At 37.0% G+C, this 22,191-nt stretch carries 1 protein-coding gene; it reads left to right on the forward strand.

All coding sequences use genetic code 11. From position 1 onward, the window contains the following. Nucleotides 1–16 precede the first annotated feature (16 nt). Nucleotides 17–22,177, forward strand: a complete 22,161-nt coding sequence (locus DOS84_RS02275; protein WP_111408478.1) for a T9SS type B sorting domain-containing protein — start codon at nt 17–19, stop codon at nt 22,175–22,177. The last annotated feature ends 14 nt before the right edge of the window (nt 22,178–22,191 follow it).

Genomic DNA, 22,191 nt, shown 5'->3' on the forward strand with positions numbered 1-22,191 from the left:
TAAAAATATAATAAACATGAAAAAACCTACTTTTTCTAAAATTGTTCATTGGATATCGTTTCTGTTTGAAAATTTCTTCCAAAAGAATTCGTTTTTTTATACTTCTATTACGAAAGAGTGGAGAAATTTGAAAAATAGATTTTTTCAAAATAGCTCTTTTTCTACAATGCAAAACAGGGTTACTGTTTTGTTATTCATTTTCTTTTTACTAAGCAATAGCGCGACTTTTTCTCAAGTTGGTACGAAATTTAAAGCTAGATTAGCTGGCGGGAGCATAAGTGTAAAAGGAGATATTGTTTTAATTGGAAATAGCATAATAAATAGAGCAGCAACTCTTCCTGTCTTTAATCCAGTAGCTGGGCCACAAAACAATCAATTATTTACAGGAACGGTAACGAACTTAAATACCATAACAAATGAGGCCAATGTTGCTTTTGATTCAAGGGGGACTAGTGATAACAATAATAATTTTTTTATTGAATATTCGAATGTAGATCCAGGAACAGCGGCAGATGGCATATTTAGTTCCTCTTCTGCAGATTTAGCAATCAATCAAACGTGTAAAAAAATTAAGTTTGCCGGATTGTATTGGTCTGCAATATATCCAACAGAAAGAAGTACAAGTACTGGAGTAAAATATAATGGTTCTTTAAGAAGCGAAGAGTACAATAAGATAAAGTTTAAATTACCAGGTGCTACATCTGCATATCAGGACATTACTGCCGATGAAATTATTTTTACTAGTAAAATAATTCCAGCTGTTCCAGCAACAGGAAACAATACAGCTACTTTTTTTGAATCTCCTTATGTGTGTTTCAAGGATGTTACTAGTTTACTTGCAGGTTTAAAAGATGCATCAGGTGCAGACGAAGCAAACGGAAAATATACTGTCGCCAATGTTAGGGCTACTAGAGGTAAAAAAAACGGTGGAGGTGCAGGTGGGTGGACTTTAGTTGTTATTTATGAAACACCGACAATGCCAAGTAAATTTATTTCTGTTTTTGATGGATATTATTCGGTAGACGGAACCACTACTTTGGATATCCCTGTAAGCGGTTATAAAACTTTACCTACATTAAAAGTGAATGCCAAAATTGGTGTTGCCGCATTAGAAGGAGATGTTGGTTTGACTGGAGATACTTTTCAATTTCGCAATGATGTTCCTGCTACCGGAACCTTTACAAAATTATTTGATGCAGTTAATGATGTCGATAATTTTTTTAATGCAACAATCTCTGACAATGGAGTTATTTTAACAAATCGTAATCCTGCGAGTAAAAACTCTATGGGTTTTGATATTGACAATGTTGTCGTTCCAAACGCTAATAATGCTGTTATACCAAATGGAGCTAGCGCAGGGACATTGAGGCTAACAACAAGTGGGGATGGATATGGGGCATTTTTAGCCACTTTTGCAGTAGATATTATTGAGCCTAAAATTAAATTGACAAAGAAAGTCATCAATACTGCAGGTAATGATATTACGAATCAAATAGTAAATCGTGGAGATGAATTACGTTATGTCATAGGATTTGAAAATATTGGAAGTGATAAAGCTAAGAATGTTTATATCGAAGATTATTTACCCAATATCGTTTTGTTTAATCCCCCGGTTAGTGCGCCACTTTTTGCAACCCTAAATGATGTTTTGCCTTTACCGGCTGGTGTTACTATTTATTCTTACAACCCAAGTGTGATTGATCCACATGATGGTCTTTTGAAGCGTAAAATTGTTTTTAAAATAGATGAATCATTAGTCGATTTAAAAAATGATCAAGAAAGGTTTATTTCTTTCAAAGTACACGTACCTGTAGATTGTAAGGATTTTAGCGATGCTTGTTCAAATGAGGTTAAAAATATTGCCTATTCTATATATGCAGGGGAACAAAATGCAGGTCCTTTTGGTAGTGGTAGTCAACCACCAAGTGTTGCCTGTGCATTAGGTGATATAGCGACCAACTTTATAGGAAATATTGATGGTTGTTTGTATGACAGTAAATATACATTATGTGGTAACAACGTTGCTATTTCGGGTAGAAATGGGTTTCAAAACTATACTTGGACTGGACCAAATGGTTTCACTGCAACAGGTCAAACAATCAATGTTAGCAAAGTTGGTGATTACATTGTAAAAGCAGACCCAATAGCACCCTGCCTTAAAACCTTGACACAAACGATTACAGTTGCGCTTTATTCAAATACAGATACAGATGCCCTACTTAAATATGCCGCCAACTTAACGCCAAGCGGTCCAATATCTGATCGAGGTGAAATTGTTCAGTGTGATATTGACGGTAAAAAAATGCCTCATATTTTCTTATGTGGAGCAGGAGACCACAGAGATATGAGTATCACAAATGCAGCTGTAAAATCAGTTGATTGGTACCAGCTGACAGGTGCAGCATGTATTGCAACGGCAGCAAGTAATAGCGGGAAGTGTGCCAATGAAGATCTTGCATGCTCATGGACACTATTGCAAACGTCAAATAATTATTCTGCAAATACGGCAGGCTATTTTAAAGCCGTAGTACGATATGATAATGGATGTTTTAATACTCTTTATTTTAATGTGTATAAAAACGATTTAAATCCTACGGCAACCGCTACGAATATTATATGTACAAAACCAGGAACAATGACCGTGGCTGGTGTCCCTGCAAGCGGTTATGAATATAGTTTTAATGTAACGGGTTATACTGGAACAAAAACATTTAATTCAGGGCCAAATGCAAATGTTTTTTCCACTAGTACACCACAAAATTATACCGCTACGATAAGACAAATTGGAGTTCTAAATGGTTGTGAATTTACTGTTTCTGCACAAATTGATTTAGTAGATTTTAAAATCAAAGCAGACGTTACACAGCCAACTTGTGTTAATGTGAACGGATCCATACAAGTAACGGCACCAGCAGGTGGTACAAACTATGTATATACGCTTAGCAAAGGAGGTACCGTTATACAAACTGTTGGTCCAGTTTCAGCAACAAATAATACATTCTTAAATCAAAGTCCAGGTACTTATAGTGTAAACGTAAAAACAAGTGAAGGTTGTGATGTAACTGTAAACAATATAAAAATAAATGCTTTATTGCCATTGACAGCTACTGTGGGACTAACAAAAGCAGTAACCTGTACAGATGGTGAAATTACTATTTACCCAGTTGGAGGTACAGCATTTGCTGGAACGCCTCCTTATTATTTATATTCAGTAAATGGGGCTGCTTCTGTAGCCAATCCTGTTATTCCAATTACTTTGCCATTAGCACCAGGAGGGGTTTACAACATACAAGTAACAGATCAAAATAACTGTAATGCCAATACTTCAATTACAGTTACAGCGACTCCTAAGCCAGTATATACTGTCAAGCCAACCAACATATTATGTTATGGTTCAAATACAGGTGTGATTACATTTGATGTGACTTCTAATACAGGTGGTTATACTTTAGCATATAGTATTGATGGAGGTGCCACTTATTCTAGCAATCCTGTTTTTTCTAATCTTGTTGGAGATACCACTTATAGTCCAAGATTGAAATACACTTTGAATGGAGTGGATTGTATTGATACTTTGCCAAATGTTACTTTAACACAACCAATTGCTGCATTAACAGCATCTGCAGGTGTTTCAGAATTGGCTGGCTGTGGCCCGGCTAAGGAAGGGAAAATACGAATTACTAATCCTCAAGGAGGAACTCCTTTTCCTGCACCAAATTATTATTTATACAGCTTCGATGATCAGATAACATGGGTAACAATAAACGATGCTTACAAAGCACCGGGTACTTATACCGTTTATATAAAAGATGCTAACGGCTGTATTTATCCAATGCCTGGAATCGTTATTGATCCAGAACCGGTTGCACCAATAATAGGCAGTGCTCCTGTTATTGTCTATGCTTGTGATGGTAAGGCTACGGGTACCGTAACTGTAACTAATCCAGCTAGTGCTACTTATGATTATACCTATTCTATAGATGGTACTCTTAATACTCCTCCCACATCAAATGTTTTTACTGGGATAAAGGCAGGAGATCATACGATTAGAGTAAATTATATATTAAAAAGTGTTACTACGTTTAGTAATTTATTAAAAGAAGATTTTGGTAGGGGAGGAAATGTTAGGTCAATTGGTATTGATGAAGAATCTGTACCAAAAATTGAAGATGGATATTGCTATCATGATTTAAATCTACCATCACTTTGTAAAGATACCAGAACAACATTGGAAGATAATCAATACGTTGTTACAAAGGCCATTATCCCAAATAATCCAGCCTGGTATCCTTTTAGAGATCATACTTCAGGTGGAACTGATACAGAAGGACGTTTTTTAGCCGTAAACATTGGGAAAGCAGCTGGGGCATATGGGGTGCTTTATAGCAAGGATATTGTTGATGTTATTCCAAATCAACCTATAATAGTGGATCTTTATGTTGCTAATTTGCTTAAAACTGGAACAGGTGGAGCAGCTCCTATTTTTAGATTTCAATTGGTTGATCCTTCAGGAAATACTGTTGGACTTCCATTGGATACAGGTAAAATTGCCGAAGCAATAAATGACACTAATAGAGATAAATGGGTACCCATTTCAATTTCTCTTAATCCAGGGGCCAATACAAAATTAACTTTTCAAATACGCTCTGGTAGTGTTGAATATAGTGGTAATGATGCTGTTATGGATGACATCAAGGTTTACCAATTACCAAAAGCTTGTGTTAATTTTAAAGATATACCAGTAAAAATATCTGATAATCAAGGTTTTTCTGCTCAAGTGACAGGAAGTTCAAATATTAGTTGTGCCGCAGGAAGTGATGGTACCATTACTATTTCAGCCCAAAATTTTGATACAACAGCTGGTTTCCAGTATTCTAAAGATGGTATTACTTGGCTTACCTCTACTACATCGCCAGTAACTCTTATCAATTTGGGAGCGGGTACTTATACGCCACAAGTGCGTTTTAATACAGGGGGTGCTTGTACATTGACATTGCCTTCTAAAACAATAAATGCTCCTACGCCTATAGTGGTGAAAACAACACAAACATTAGCTACTTGTTTCCCAAATGGTGGTGCTACCATAGATGCGACTACTACAGTTGGAGGGACAGGTGCTTACACGATTAAATTGAAAGATAATGCATCTCCATTTACTGTAACTAATTTTCCACTAAACGGGATTTTAACTAATGTGGCACCTGGATCTTATACGCTTTTAGTTACTGATGCCAAAGGGTGTACACCTACTACGAATCCTACGATTACGATTGCAGGTCCTGCGAGTCCAACTGCTACTATTGATCCAACTTCAACCTTGTGTTTTGATCCAACAACTGGAGCCATTATCAAAGTGAGAGTTACTGGAGGGGTAGGGCCTTATACTTATACAACGACTTTTGGTGGTACAACTAGCGCTGCCAGTCCTACTTTTTCAGGTCCTACTTTTGCTTACACTGCTACTGTTACTGGGACATATTCCTTTGATGTTTATGATGTAAATGGTTGTAAAGCAAACACAATCAGTCAGATTATTAATGATAAATTGACTGCAGTTACTCCTGTTACAACACCCTTAGATTGTGATGTTGCTCCAGCAAATCAGGCTGTGATTACAGGAACAATTTCTGGAGGTAAAGCCCCATTTGTGGTTACTCTTCTTTCAGGAAACGCTTCGGGTACTTTAGTTCAACCAACAGCTGTAACGACTGCAAATGAAAAAATATTTACATACAGCATTGCGGTTGCTGGTGCCTATAGTTTTCAAATTAAAGATGCCAATAATTGTATAACAACTAGTGATGCAACTATAAATCCATTGATTCCTATTACTTTAGGGAGTACCAATGTAAATCCAAAATGTAATGGTTCTTCAGATGGAACTATACAACTGAATCCAGGAGGAGGATCTGGTGGATTTACCTATAGTACAGACGGAATTACATATAATAGCACATCATTTTTTACTGGATTGAGTGCTGGAACACCATATACTTATTATGTAAAAGACACCAATAAGTGTACAAAAAGTTTAACGGTTACTTTAACAGCTCCTTCAAAAATCAATGGTACTGCAACAGTAACAACGCCTTATACCTGCAACAGTCCTGCTACAATAACTGTTTCAGGAGTAACAGGTGGAACTGCCCCTTATAATTATACTTTAAATAGAGGTGCTACTGTAGTATCTTCAAATACAACAGGAATATTTAATAATATTAGTGTAGTTGGAAGTTATACTGTAACTATAACTGATAGTAATTCATGTTCATTTACAACAACGCCAGCATTGTCTATTGTGGCATTGAATCCACCAACCGATTTAGCGTTCAACCCATCGGCTTTGACCTGTCCTACCAACAAAAGTAATGTTACTATAACCACTACTCCATTGGCAGGAAATACTCCTTATACATATACAATCTTACCTTCGCTTCCTGCGGGAGCAGTAGCTACTGCTACGGGTATTAACAATTTATCTCCAGGAACATATAATTTTGAGGTTACTGATGCTAAAGGATGTAAGTACCAAGAATCTTATGAGATAATTGCTTTGCCAACTTTAAGTGTTAGTGGATCATTAGTTTCGAATGTAATTTGTAAAGGATCATCTGATGGTAAGCTTACTTTTACTGTTTCTGGTAATTCAGGTGCTTTCACTTATGTGCTTAAAAACAGTGGAAATGTAACTGTACCTATTGGGCAATCTACACTAACAGGAAATGTTATTGATTACTCAGGTTTGGCGGCAGATACGTATACGATTACAATTACGAATACCTCTACAACGTGTACAGCAACTAAATCTGTTACGGTTAGTGCACCAGCATTAGCTTTAGCAATTACAGCACCAACTATTACTCCTATAACATGTTCAGCCAATGCTTCAATAGTTATTAATACTACTGGAGGTTGGGGAGGTAATAGTTACACTGTTACAGGAACTGCACCAGTAGTGGCTGCAATTACTCAGTCCACTAATACTTTTACAAACCTTACGGCAGGGAATTATACAGCTACTGTAAAAGATTTGAATGGTTGTACTGTTTCAATTCCATTTACAATAGCTACAGTTGTTGCAGTTACAGCAAGTATTGGCACATCTGATTTTTGTTATGACAGTACTGATAAAGCAACCCTTGTCGTTTCTCCAAATACACAAACTAACTATGTTTACAGTATTAATGGAGGTGCAACTCAAGCAAATGGAACATTTGTCAATCTTACTCCAGGCACATATACCATTCGAGTAACGGATACATCAACAGCTTGCTTTATTGATTTACCTGCAACAATCGCTAATCAAGTTACAGCCAATGCGAGTATTACAAAAAATCTAGATTGTACAGCCTCACCAAATGCTATAATTAAAGTTACTGTTGGAAATGGGTATCCAGATTATTCATACAGAGTAAGTACTAATGGCACTTTTACTGGTTCAAAAACTCCTATGGGAGCTGGTGTAACTACTTTTAACCATACCACTACAACTGGTGCAGCTGCGGCTACTTATTCCTTTGAAATTACCGATGCTAAAGGATGTATTGCCATAATTACTCAGGCAATAAGCGCGATAGTGCCGCCTACAGCTACCACAAATCCAACAAATCCAACCTGTTTTGGAGGAAGTAATGGTTCTGTTTTAATCAATGCCAGTTCAGGGTCGGCACCTTATACCTATGAGGTTTCGACTGTTTCTTCTACGGGTCCTTTTGCCCCTATGGCTTCTAATTTATATTCTGGTGCTCCAGCAGGAGATTATTGGTTTAGAATTACGGATGCCAAAAGTTGTCCTTTTACAACAGGAAAAATAACTCTAGTGGCTCCTACCGCTATCACTGCTGTAGCCGCTATAACAACACCTTATACTTGTAATGGTTCTGCTGTGATTTCTGTAACAAGTATTTCAGGTGGAACTGCCCCTTATAATTATACTTTAAATAGAGGTGCTACTGTAGTATCTTCAAATACTACAGGAGTATTTAATAACATCAGCGTAGTTGGAAGTTATACGGTAACTATAACCGATAGTAGCCTATGTACATTTACAACAACGCCAGCATTGTCTATTGTGGCATTAAACCCTCCAACCGATTTAGCGTTTAGCCCATCAGCTTTGACCTGTCCTACCAACAAAAGCAATGTTACTATAACAACAACTCCATTGGCAGGAAATACTCCTTATACATATACTATCTTACCTTCGCTTCCTGCGGGAGCAGTAGCTACTGCTACTGGCATTAATAATTTGTCACCAGGAACATATCTTTTTGAAGTTACTGATGCTAAAGGTTGTAAATACCAAGAATCTTACGAGATAATTGCTTTGCCAACTTTAAGTGTTAGTGGATCATTAGTTTCGAATGTAATTTGTAAAGGATCATCTGATGGTAAGCTTACTTTTACTGTTTCTGGTAATTCAGGTGCTTTCACTTATGAGCTTAAAAACAGTGGAAATGTAGTTGTACCTATTGGACAATCTACACTAACAGGAAATGTTATTGATTATACGGGCTTGCCTGCAGATACTTATACAATAACAATTACGAATACATCTACAACTTGTACAGCGACTAAATCTGTTACGGTTAGTGCACCAGCATTGGCTTTATCAATTACAGCACCAACAATTACTCCAATAACGTGTTCCGCAAATGCTTCAATAGTTATCAATACTACTGGAGGTTGGGGAGGTAATAGTTATACTGTTACAGGAACTGCTCCTGTAGTGGCTCCAATAATTCAATCTAATACAACTTTTACAAATCTTGCCGCTGGTGATTATACCGCTGCTGTTAAGGATTTGAATGGATGTACAGTTTCAATAGCTTTTACAATAGCTCCTCTTGTAGGAGTGACAGCTAGTATTAATAATGGAACATCTGATTTCTGTTATGACAGTACTGACAAAGCAATTCTTGTAGTTTCTCCGAATACACAAACTAACTATGTTTATAGTATTAATGGAGGTACATCACAAGCAAATGGAACATTTGCTAATCTTACTCCAGGCACTTATACCATTCGTGTAACGGATACATCAACAGCTTGCTTTATTGATTTACCTGCAACAATCGCTAATCAAGTTACAGCCAATGCGAGTATTACAAAAAATCTAGATTGTACAGCCTCACCAAATGCTATAATTAAAGTTACTGTTGGAAATGGCTATCCAGATTATTCATACAGAGTAAGTACTAATGGCACTTTTACTGGTGCAAAAACTCCTATGGGAGCTGGTGTGACTACTTTTAATCATACCACTACAACAGGTGCTCTAGCGGCTACTTATTCTTTTGAAATTACCGATGCCAAAGGATGTATTACCATAATCACTCAGGTAATTAACGCAATAGTGCCGCCTACAGCTACAACAAATCCAACAAATCCAACTTGTTTTGGAGGAAGTAATGGTTCTGTTTTAATTAATGCCAGTTCAGGGCTTGCACCTTATACCTATGAGGTTTCTACTGATGGTATTACGTTTGCTCCAATGGCTTCTAATTTATATTCTAATGCACCAGCAGGGGATTATTGGTTTAGAGTTATCGATGCTAAAAGTTGTCCTTTTCCAACAGGAAAAATAACATTAAGTGAGCCTTCGAAAATAACTGCTAGCGCTTCAGCAACTACATTAACTTGCAATGCCAGCAATGTACAACAGGCTGCTCTTATTACGGTTACTGCTTCAAGTGGCACACCATTTGGTGCGCCAGATTTGTATAGATACAGTTATAATGGAGCTGCTTATGTAACTTCAAATACATTTAGTACCAATTCACCATCAACGGTAACAATTGATGTAAAAGATGCTAATGGCTGTATTATTAATGTGCCATCAGTGACGATAGCAGCTTTAAACCCACCTTCAGCACTAAATATCAGTCAGAATAGAACAATAACTTGTGTTGCACCTAATTTAAATACAGATGTCAAACTTGATTTAACCGGTGGTGTTGCACCATTCACTTATGAAATAACTGGTCCTTTAGCTTCTGCTACATCAGTTACAGGAGTAATGGCTTTCTCGCACACATTTGTTAATTTAGCGCCAAACACTTATTCTTTCAAAGTAACGGACAAGAATGGCTGTACTATTACCGGAACGTATAAAGTGAATGATGTTACACCAATTACCGTTAGTGGATCATTGGTTGCCAATGCCACATGTAATGGTGCCACTGATGGGAAGATTCAATTTCCGGTAGCAGGTAACATGGGAGCATTTACTTATACTTTAGTAAATAGTGCTTTAGTTACAGTAACCCCGCCAGTAAGTGTTGTTGCAAATACTATACTTTATACTGGTCTTGCGGCAGACACTTATACCGTTACAGTTACCAATCCTGCTACAGGTTGTACGGCTACTGCAAGTGTGAAAGTCATTGAACCGTCAGCAGTAACCTTAACAGGAACAAATGCGACTAAAGTTTTCTGTACCAAACCAATTTCAACCATTACCGTAACTGCTACTGGTGGTACTTCTCCATTAGCGTATGCTGTAGTGAAACATTTAGTTGTACCTGTCGCAGGAGATTACCAAGGAACTAATGTATTTAATAAAGATACTACAGTTGACGGCTTGTCTTATGATGTATATGTTAAAGACAAAAATGGTTGTCCTGCTCCTATGGGAACTGTATCAGTAACAAGTGATCCTGTACCAGCAGTAACCGCTGTGGGAGCTGGATGCTTAGGCACTGCATATACCATAACGGCTACTCCTGTACCTGCAGTTGGATTAACAACGCCACTTACTTATAGTTTGAATGGAGGAAGTTTTGTAGCTACTAGTACTTTTACTATTACTACAGCAGGTGATTATACGATTACTATAAAAGACGGTAATGGTTGTACTGCACCAAGTAATAAAGTTACAGTTGCTCCTAAATTAACATTAAGCGGTATTTTGGATAAAGACATTACATGTGCTTTTGCCGCTCCTTTTACTTCAAATGACGCTCAAATAACATTAACTGCTGGAGGAGGAACTGCTCCTTATGCTTACGAGTATAGCTTAAATGGTGGAAGTTTTACTTCTTTTTCAGGACCTGTTTTTCAAGCACCTACTCCCATTATTCCTCTCACTCAAGATAATTATATTTTTAAAATTACAGATGCCAATACTTGTAGTTTAGCCACTACTGGAGCTATTAAAGTTACAGCTAAAGTCGATCCTGTGATTGATGATACCACTATTGCGGGACCTGTTGGGGTTACTATAACTAAAAATATTAGATGTAGAGGTGATGCTACTGCAGCAATTGCCATAGCGATTGATAATACCAAAGGACAAGCACCTTTTGTATTTAAAGTGGAAAGAACGTCACCAACATATAATAATTATGGTACTCAAACTTCTGGTTTGACTGCAGGAGTTTATACAGTGACGGTTACTGATGCGAAAGGATGTACCGATACTGAAGATATTACAATTAATGAGCCTTTAGCAACAGTTATTACTAAACATGTTGTTGATATAGATTGTGTTGCTAATGGATTATCAACGGGTTCTATAATCATTGACAGTGTTACTGGCGGAACTCCTAATTTCAACTATTTTGTAACAGGTACTAATAATTACAATCAAAGCGAATTAAACAATGGAGGCGTTGCTTCTGTTGCTTTTAATGTCGTTGATTTTGGTTTGTACCAAATTAATGTTGTTGATGCTAATGGTTGTTCTACATTGATTCAGGACATATTAGTGGCTTCACCACCAAGTAAATTAGGAATTGTAGTTACTCCTTCACCACCAGGGGATTGTTTAACTAAGCCTAGTGCAGATGTGGCAGTTGCTTCTGCTTTTGCAGGAGTAGGACCGTTCTTCTTTAGTATTTATCAGGGACCAGCATCAGTTTATCCTAACCCTCCAGGGACATGGTTTGCAGAAGATGCACCTGCAGGTTCTAAGCATCATGTATTCACTAATTTGACTCCTGGTGTTAAATATAACTTTCTTGTTTATGATGACACATCAAAGTGTACTTATATTGAAACAGCTACCCTTACAACACCTACTAACTCTACGTTAACGACAACTGTTCCTGTAGTAAGTAATATAACTTGTAAAGGAAGTGCCAATGGAAGCGTATCTTTTGCTATAAATAGTACTTATGGATCTGCTACTAATGTTACTTACGAAATATTTAATGCGCTGTCATTAGTTTCTACAGGGTTCGTTCGTAGTGGTGTAGTTCCTGCAAATGGTACATTAACTGTTCCTGATCCATTAGATACACCAATTAATAATTTGCCCTTTGGTAGTTTACCAGTTGGTAATTATTATGTATTGATAACAGAAAATGCTGGTGCTACAAATGCTGGTTGTAGTGTTACTACGGTACCTTTTAGTATTACTGAGTCATCAATTCTTTTATCAGTTTCTGCGTTACCTACAAAAAATTCAAATACGTGCGTGGCTAATGCTGGAATAATTACAGCTATTGCCAAAGATGGTACGGCCACTATAGCCAATCCTTATTTGTACCAAATTTTCCCAGATACTGGAACTCCTGGTATATTTGATAGTACCGATAAAGATCCAGATCCTTCTGCACCTTTATTTGACCCTACTTTTTCGGGTACATTCACTTCAGCAATGACTGCAAACAGCTTTAATAGAAGTAAAGGTGATTATATTGTTTATGTAAAAGACGCCTATGGCTGTATTAAAGCCGCATTTGTATCATTAGTCGACGATGTAGCTCCAACAATAACTCCTCAAACGCCACCATGTTTTGTGGCAGGGATGAATATTAATTTGGATTTATCAACTTTTAGTACTTATGCTATTGGCTTACCAACGTACAGCATTAAAGGAACTAGTTTTCAGTCAAGTCCTAATTTTACAATTAGCGCACCAGGTAACTATACTTTGGCTATTAAAGACGGAAATGGTTGTATTGCATCAACTCCTTATGTAGTAAGAGACGAAATAGTGTCAGGACTTAATGTTACCAAGCAATTGGATTGTACAGCATCTCCAGATGCAACAATTCATGGAAATGTTGTAGGAGGTTTTGGTAGTGGTGCTTATTCTTATACCGTAAAAATTGGCAGTGGTGCTTTTGGAGCAAGTGTGCCAATTGTAGGAAGTACTTTCGATTACTCGGCAACTACTCCTGATACTTATACTTTTGTAATTACGGATGGCACTTGTAGTGTTACTGAAGTAATTGATGTTGATTCTAAAGTACCAACGGTATTTGATACCGCTATAGTAGATGTTAAATGTTTTGGAGATAATACAGGAAGTATTTCCGTTAATGTGACTTCTGGAGAAGGACCATTTGAATATAAATTAACTGGTGGTCCAGTTTCTTATGCATATCAAGATTTAAATCAATTTAATTTGCTAACTGCTGCGACAACATATATTGTTACGGTTAGAAGCAAAGGAAATTTGTGTGAGTATACGAAGACTGTTACTGTAGGTCAGCCTCTTTTACCTTTAGCTGTTGATGCACCAACTATCATCAAATTAAAATGTGGTACTGGTAATGTAGCACAAGCAGCTACGGTAACCTTAAATGGTACAGCTGGAACTGGAACAGGTGCTTTTGAATATAGTTTTAACGGAAGTGGGTATAGTGGTGTAAATGTATTTACAGTTAATGACGATGGAACGACTCAAAATATACCGTATAAGGTAAGAGATGCTAATAATTGTGAGATTACAGGTTCTGTTGTTATTGATAAATTAGATCCTCCAGTTTTCAATTTACCTGCATTTACACAAACTACAGTTACATGTTTAGCACCTAATAGTGATGTTGCTGTGGTTAGTACTAATGGTATAGGTACACTTACTTATGAGACAATAGCACCTTCGCCATTGCCTTTAGTAAGCAATACAACTGGTAATTTTACTGGATTAGCACCTGGTGATTATGTTTTTAAAGTAACTGATGGAAATGGTTGTACTGACCAAGTTAGTTACAAGGTTAATGATGTAATTAATATAGATCTTCAGGTTACTTCACAAACTGATGTAATTTGTGATGCTTCGGCAACAGGAACGGCTACTTTTGCTGTAACTGGTTTCGGAACAGGTGTTGGAACGTATAGTTGTACAGTTAACGGTGCAGTATTCCCACTGGTAGCACCAAATTCTAATACTGCATCAACAATCAGTTTGACTGGTTTAGCGGCAAACAGCTATATAGTTAGAGTTACGGATGATGCAACAGGATGTTATTCTGAAAAAACTGTAATAATCAATAATCCTACTGCAGCTTTAAGCAGTTCTAATACTGTTACGCCATTAGGATGTACAATTAAAGGAGCAGTAACGATTAACGCAGCAGGAGGATGGGGTTCTAACCTTTATACACTTACACAGCCAGATGCAACGATAGTGACTAATACTACAGGTATTTTTGGAGGACTCACACAAATTGGTGCCTATACTACTTTGGTAACAGATGCTAATGGTTGTTCTTTCCCGGATTCATTTAGTTTGTTAGCTCCAGTTAATCCAACAGCAACTATCGATGTAACATCTGATTATTGTTATGATGGGACTAATGCTGCAAGCCTAGTGGTTAATGCTGCTACTACATCTACATTTGTGGTTACGCCTTATGAGTATAGTATTGATAACGGTCAAACTTGGCAAGCTTCAAATACTTTCAATAATCTAACACCAGGTAGTTATGATGTAGTGGTTAAAGATGCATTTGGGTGTAAATCGACAGTAGCTGTAAACACAGTAATCGAACCTGAGCTTTTTGCAACTGCAGTTAAGACCAAAGAAATATTTTGTGTTGGCGTTATAAACGGCACGATCAAAATTACTGCAACGGGTGGTTATGGCCCATATTTTTATAAAGTTTCGACAGATAATGGGGTTACTTTCTCAGCTATTGGAACAGCATTTACTAATCCTACGGATACCGATTTTTCTGTGCCTGCTGCTGCTATAGCTGTAAGTTATGTTTTTGAAATCACGGATAGTAAGGGTTGTGTTTTTGTAACCACACCTCCAGTAATAATGACTCCTCCAACAGCTGTAGATGTAGTTGCAGCCGATATTGTTAGTACAGCTGTAGATTGTAATATTGCAAATGGTACAAATGATAATGGTACGATTACTGTTAATTTAAGAGCGGTTAATAACAATCCTGATTATACGTATGCTTTGTCGGGAGCGGCTACTCGCCCTGCCCAGCCATCAAATGTTTTCGCTGGATTGTCTCCAGGAACTTATAATGTTACAATTACTTCGGCTAGAGGTTGTACTGCTACTGTAAACGGTGTGATTATTGCAAATCCTGTAGTTGTAACGGCTTCTGCAACTGCAACTGCATTTAGTTGTGCTGTTGATCCTACAACAACAACTGCGGTTGTTACAGGAGGCGGTGGAACTGGAACTTATAGTTTCAGTTCAGATGGTGTTAATTATTTTACAAGTAATAGTACTCCTGTTGACAATAAATACACATTTAATTTGGTAGATACTGGATTGCCTCAAAATCCTACCTATTATGTAAAAGATTCGAATGGTTGTATTCAAACAACAACTTTGACTACAGTGTTAAATCCGTTACCAAAATTAATTTCAGCCACAGCTACTAGATCAACAGTTGCAGGATCTCAAATAGATTGTGCCAATGGTAGAGAGTTGATTCAAATAGATGTAGTGGGTGGCTCAGTACCTAGTGACTTCAAATATGAAGTTTCTATTGATGGTCTTGCTTATACCCTTCTTTCAGCATCTGCAGGTACTCCATTTACGTATTCAGCTTTAACGGCTGGTAGTAATTATCAATTTAAGATAACAGACAATGTAACGGGTTGTAGTATTTTATCAAATGCATATGATGTTCCATTATTCAATAAAATTAATGTAATTGCAACTGCAGCAGCAAATGCAAAATGTAAATTTGACACCAATGGTGCGATAGAAATTAATGTTACAGGTTATTCTGGAACATATAATTATGAAATTCTTAAAGGAGGAGCTTCTCTTGTTCCTGCTCTTACAGGTACTGGAGATAGCAGTATTACAAGTTCTTTACTGCTTCCTCAAGGATTAGGCGCTGGAAATGATTATACTGTGAAAGTGATTGAAACTGCTTTCCCAAGTTGTACAACAGAATCTAATGTTGTTGTGATTACTGAACCAGCTTTAGCTTTAAGTAGTTCAAATGTAGTTGCACCATTAGGATGTACAATTAATGGAGCAGTAACGATTAACGCTGTTGGTGGATGGGGTTCTAATACCTATACACTTACTCAGCCAGATTTGACAGTATTGACCAATAGTACTGGTATTTTTGGAGGACTCACACAAATTGGTGGCTATACTACTTTGGTGACAGATGCTAATGGTTGTTCTTACCCGGATTCATTTAGTTTGTTAGCTCCAGTAAATCCAACTGTTGACAATGTAGTTGTTTCTTGTCCTGTAAACAATCTTTCTGCTTTAGTGGTTACTGCCTCTTCATTATCTACGTTTACTTATGCTCCATTAGAGTATAGTATTGATAATGGAGTAACGTTCCAATTATCAAATACTTTCAATAATCTAACACCAGGTAGTTATGATGTAGTGGTTAAAGATGCATTTGGGTGTAAATCGACAGTAGCTGTAAACACAGTAATCGAACCTGAGCTTTTTGCAACTGCAGTTAAGACCAAAGAAATATTTTGTGTTGGCGTTATAAACGGCACGATCAAAATTACTGCAACGGGTGGTTATGGCCCATATTTTTATAAAGTTTCGACAGATAATGGGGTTACTTTCTCAGCTATTGGAACAGCATTTACTAATCCTACGGATACCGATTTTTCTGTGCCTGCTGCTGCTATAGCTGTAAGTTATGTTTTTGAAATCACGGATAGTAAGGGTTGTGTTTTTGTAACCACACCTCCAGTAATAATGACTCCTCCAACAGCTGTAGATGTAGTTGCAGCCGATATTGTTAGTACAGCTGTAGATTGTAATATTGCAAATGGTACAAATGATAATGGTACGATTACTGTTAATTTAAGAGCGGTTAATAACAATCCTGATTATACGTATGCTTTGTCGGGAGCGGCTACTCGCCCTGCCCAGCCATCAAATGTTTTCGCTGGATTGTCTCCAGGAACTTATAATGTTACAATTACTTCGGCTAGAGGTTGTACTGCTACTGTAAACGGTGTGATTATTGCAAATCCTGTAGTTGTAACGGCTTCTGCAACTGCAACTGCATTTAGTTGTGCTGTTGATCCTACAACAACAACTGCGGTTGTTACAGGAGGCGGTGGAACTGGAACTTATAGTTTCAGTTCAGATGGTGTTAATTATTTTACAAGTAATAGTACTCCTGTTGACAATAAATACACATTTAATTTGGTAGATACTGGATTGCCTCAAAATCCTACCTATTATGTAAAAGATTCGAATGGTTGTATTCAAACAACAACTTTGACTACAGTGTTAAATCCGTTACCAAAATTAATTTCAGCCACAGCTACTAGATCAACAGTTGCAGGATCTCAAATAGATTGTGCCAATGGTAGAGAGTTGATTCAAATAGATGTAGTGGGTGGCTCAGTACCTAGTGACTTCAAATATGAAGTTTCTATTGATGGTCTTGCTTATACCCTTCTTTCAGCATCTGCAGGTACTCCATTTACGTATTCAGCTTTAACGGCTGGTAGTAATTATCAATTTAAGATAACAGACAATGTAACGGGTTGTAGTATTTTATCAAATGCATATGATGTTCCATTATTCAATAAAATTAATGTAATTGCAACTGCAGCAGCAAATGCAAAATGTAAATTTGACACCAATGGTGCGATAGAAATTAATGTTACAGGTTATTCTGGAACATATAATTATGAAATTCTTAAAGGAGGAGCTTCTCTTGTTCCTGCTCTTACAGGTACTGGAGATAGCAGTATTACAAGTTCTTTACTGCTTCCTCAAGGATTAGGCGCTGGAAATGATTATACTGTGAAAGTGATTGAAACTGCTTTCCCAAGTTGTACAACAGAATCTAATGTTGTTGTGATTACTGAACCAAATGTGTTAACACTAAGTACTGCTATTACTGTTAAAAATAAAAACTGTAATAGTACAGGAGCGACTGTTACTGTGCCGATTACATCTATAACAGGTGGAACTTTGGGGTATACTTATGCATTTGTTCCATCTGGGTCATCACCAACTGGACAGTACGCTGCGTCTAATACCAAAACCATTATAACTAGTCAAATTGCACCTTTATATGATGCTATTGATGTTTGGGTAAAAGATGCAAATGATTGTACAGCGATGCAAACGATTCAAATCACAACTGATCCAATGCCTACAGTTACAGGGACAGTTGCTAGTCAATGTGCTAATCCTTCTGGATATACTATTAATGTTGTAGGAACGGGTGTTGGACCGCTGAAATACAGTTTGGATGGAAATAGCTTCCAAACGACTACTTCTTTCAACGTAAGTTCTCCTGGAAATTATACGGTAACCGTTAAAGATGCTAATCTATGTACAGCAACTAATGTTCTTCCAATTACAATTTTAAAACCACTTGCTTTACAAGGTGCAGTTTCAAAATTAAGAAGTTGTAGTGCTGTTAATGATGGCGAAATTACTTTAACTGCTACAGATGGTTCTGGCTTACCAAACTACGAATACAGTAATGGTGCAGGTGCTTATGGATCGTCTAATGTGTTTAGTGGATTAGCCGCAGGAACATATACGATGAATGTGAGAGATAAAACTACGTTATGTGTGAAATCTATAAAAGTGACTATCGATGCTCCAACAGCAATTACAGGAATGACTTTATCTAAAGTTAATGTAACTTGTCAAGGAGGAAATGATGGTTCTATAACAGTTGCTTTAGATCCTTCAACTCTAACCGTAAATAACAATCCTGCTTATAATTATAGTTTAACAGGAACCACTGTGAATGGTGCTGTAACTAGAGCAAATCAATTAACTAGAGTTTTTGATAATCTTGAAGCTGGAACCTATACAATAACTACTACATCATCTAGAGGTTGTCAGGATACGAAAACCATAGCTGTCGGAGAAGCGCCAGTGATTGTTGTTCCAGCTCCGGTAGTGGTTCAATATGGTTGTTCTACAGCTACTGCTTCGAACAGTATGAACTTGGCTAGTATAACAGTAAGTGGAGTTACGGGTGGCTCTGGAAACTATCCTATTTATGAGTTTGTAAAAGGAGGTATTGTAGTACAAAGTGGTTTAAGCAATGTTTATAATCAAACTGATTTATCAGGAGGTACTATAACTGTAAATGTTTATGACAGTAAAGGTTGTTTAGGAACTGTTGTTGCCGCACCGATAACTCCATTCGTAAGTATTGGCTTTGCAGCTACAGCTATTAAAATAACCAAGCAAATTACATGTTCTTACGGTGAAGATATTCAAGTAAATGTTGTTAAAACAGGAACTACTGTGCCAATGCCAACATTAACTTATGCTGTTAAAGACATTGTTGGTGCTGTATATGGAGGAGTTTACATCGCAAACAATACGACAGGTCTTTTCACAGGATTACCAGTAGGTAATTATCTAGTTACAGTTACAAATCCTGTTACAGGATGTTCTATTGAACAAATGCATTATGTGAATAATCCAAATACTTTTGACTTAACGATAGATAATATTGTTGATGTTAGTTGTTTAAATGGAACCAATGGAAGTGCTAAAGTTACTTTTGTTGATAAATATACTGGTGATGGTAATCAAGCAGGATCGTTTGACTATACGGTTTACGATATTGCCAACCCATTATCTCCAGTGGTTGTTATACCAATGACCAATAGTACAACTTTTGGTCCAACTACACTTAATGGTTTAAGAGCAGGAACCTATATGATTTCTGCTAGTTTAACGAATACTCCTTTCTGTACCGTTGCGAAAAACTTTACAATTACAGGACCTACAGCTGCATTGAAGATTAATGAAACTCATACTGCCGTAACTTGTGTTGCAGGTAATAATGATGGAAGTATTTCTGCAACTGCGGTTGGTGGATGGCCTGGAGGTTATGAATTCCAATTGGAATCGCTTACTGGTACTACTATTAAAACTTGGGCATCAAGGTCAGAGTTCACTGGTTTAGTTGCTGGAGATTACATAGTAAAAGTGAGAGACAGTAAAGCATGTGTGGATCAGATACAGGTGACTTTAGTGAATCCAAAACCAATTATTGCTGCCATTGCGGTTAATAAAACAACATTATCTTGTTTTGGTGATACGGATGCAATAATTACGGTGAATCAACCTGTGACTGGTGGTTCTAGTGTCTATAATTATACTTTAGAAGCTACTTATCCTGATGGTAGAGTTACACTTGATGGTCCTCAATCATCTAATGTGTTCACCAATTTGGGTGCTGCAAGCTATAAAGTTATTGTTGCGGATACTTGGACTTGCTCTAAAGTTACAAATACACTAGTAATAAATGAACCTAACGAAGTTACTGCAAGTTTGGTTGGAGCATCTATACAAACATGTATGAGCCCTGCTACGGTTACTTTATCAGCTGTTGGTGGTACTGGTCCTTATACGTATAGTGCAGATGCTAATTTTGCAACAGTTCTTGGTTCGTTTGCTAATTCAACAACTTTCCCTGTGGCGTTTACTACAGTTCCTGTTGATCATATGTATTATGTAAAAGACAGTAAAGGGTGTGTGAGTTATGCTTCTAATAGTACTACAGTTGTTCCTTTAGAACCATTTGATTTTAAATTTATAAATGATGCACCATATATTAGTTGTTTTGGTGATAATAGTGGAGAAATAACTGCAGTAGCCAATGGTGGTGCAGGAAATTATACTTACACACTATTGAATAGTTCTGGTGGAGCTATTACACCTACTCCTTTGCAACCTACCCCAGGTTACTTCAAGGGATTGGTGTTCGGTAGTTATTTAATGGAAGTAAAAAGTGGTGATTGTACCGTAATTCGTAAACCAATTACGATTACTCAACCTCTTACACCATTAACTTATACAGCAATTGCAACAGATGTAACTTGTAATGGTAACGGTGATGGTAAATTGGTACTTACTTCTTCAGGTGGTACTGGTGTTATCAAGTATGCATTGAGTCCTGATCTTGATAAATTTGTAGAAGATGGGACATTCCTTAATTTGGAAGTAGGACATTATAAAGCAATTATTCAAGATGTAAGAGGTTGTAAATTTGATTATGAATTCGATATCAATGAACCAAACCCAATCGACGCTAAAGTTGATCCGCTTACAGTAAAACAAGAATTATGCGCGGGTGAAAAAACAGGTGAGTTTGTTATTGGTATTACTGGTGGAGTAGGGCCATACAGCACTGTTTTAGATGATCCTAAAGGAACTTACATTCTAAATAAAGTGTCGTTCACTGGATTATCTGGTGGTAATCATACGGTTTACATCAAAGATGCAAATTCATGTACATTTGAATTAGTTGTTCCATTAGATCCAGCTGTTATTCTTAATCCAACGGCAACGGTTTCTAATGAGTGTGTTAATGATTTACCAGCCAATAAGGTTACCATAATCATTGACCCTAGTAATGTTCCTGCAGATGTTAAGTACTCTCTTGACAGCACTGGTGTTGAGCAAGACAGCAATGTCTTTACCAATTTAACGCCTGGTGATCATTTTATAATGGTACATCATAAAAATGGTTGTGTAGATGCAACAGATACATTCACAATTGATAAAATAGACCCATTAGCCATATCAATTGATCTTGGCGGGTTAAATGAGATTGTGGCTACTGTTACGGGAGGTTCCGGTGTTTACAGATTCAGTGTTAATGGTGAAGATATAGGTTCAAACAATAAATACATTTATTTTAGATCAGGAGACTACACAGTTACTGTAACAGACAGCAACGGTTGTTCTATATCTGTTACTAAATATTTCGAGTTTATAGATATTAAAATACCACCTATATTTACGCCGACTGGTGATGGCACGAATGATACTTGGAAACCGACCAATACAGAAAATTATCCAGATATTAAATTTGTGGTGTATGATCGTTATGGACGGGAAGTTGGTGTTTTCGGTGCAGGACAATCTTGGGATGGTAAGTACAATGGAACGGAATTGCCAATGGGTGATTACTGGTATGTATTGAAATTGAGGCATTCTCAAGATGATCGTGAATTTATAGGCCACTTTACTTTATATAGATAACATTTGTAGAAAGA

Origin of the sequence: Flavobacterium aquariorum, assembly GCF_003254745.1 — a bacterium.
Taxonomy (GTDB): Bacteria; Bacteroidota; Bacteroidia; order Flavobacteriales; family Flavobacteriaceae; genus Flavobacterium; species Flavobacterium aquariorum.

Excerpts from the sequence above, each read along its gene's own strand:
- DOS84_RS02275 (WP_111408478.1), top strand. The coding sequence starts at position 17 with ATGAAAAAACCTACTTTTTCTAAAATTGTTCATTGGATATCGTTTCTG.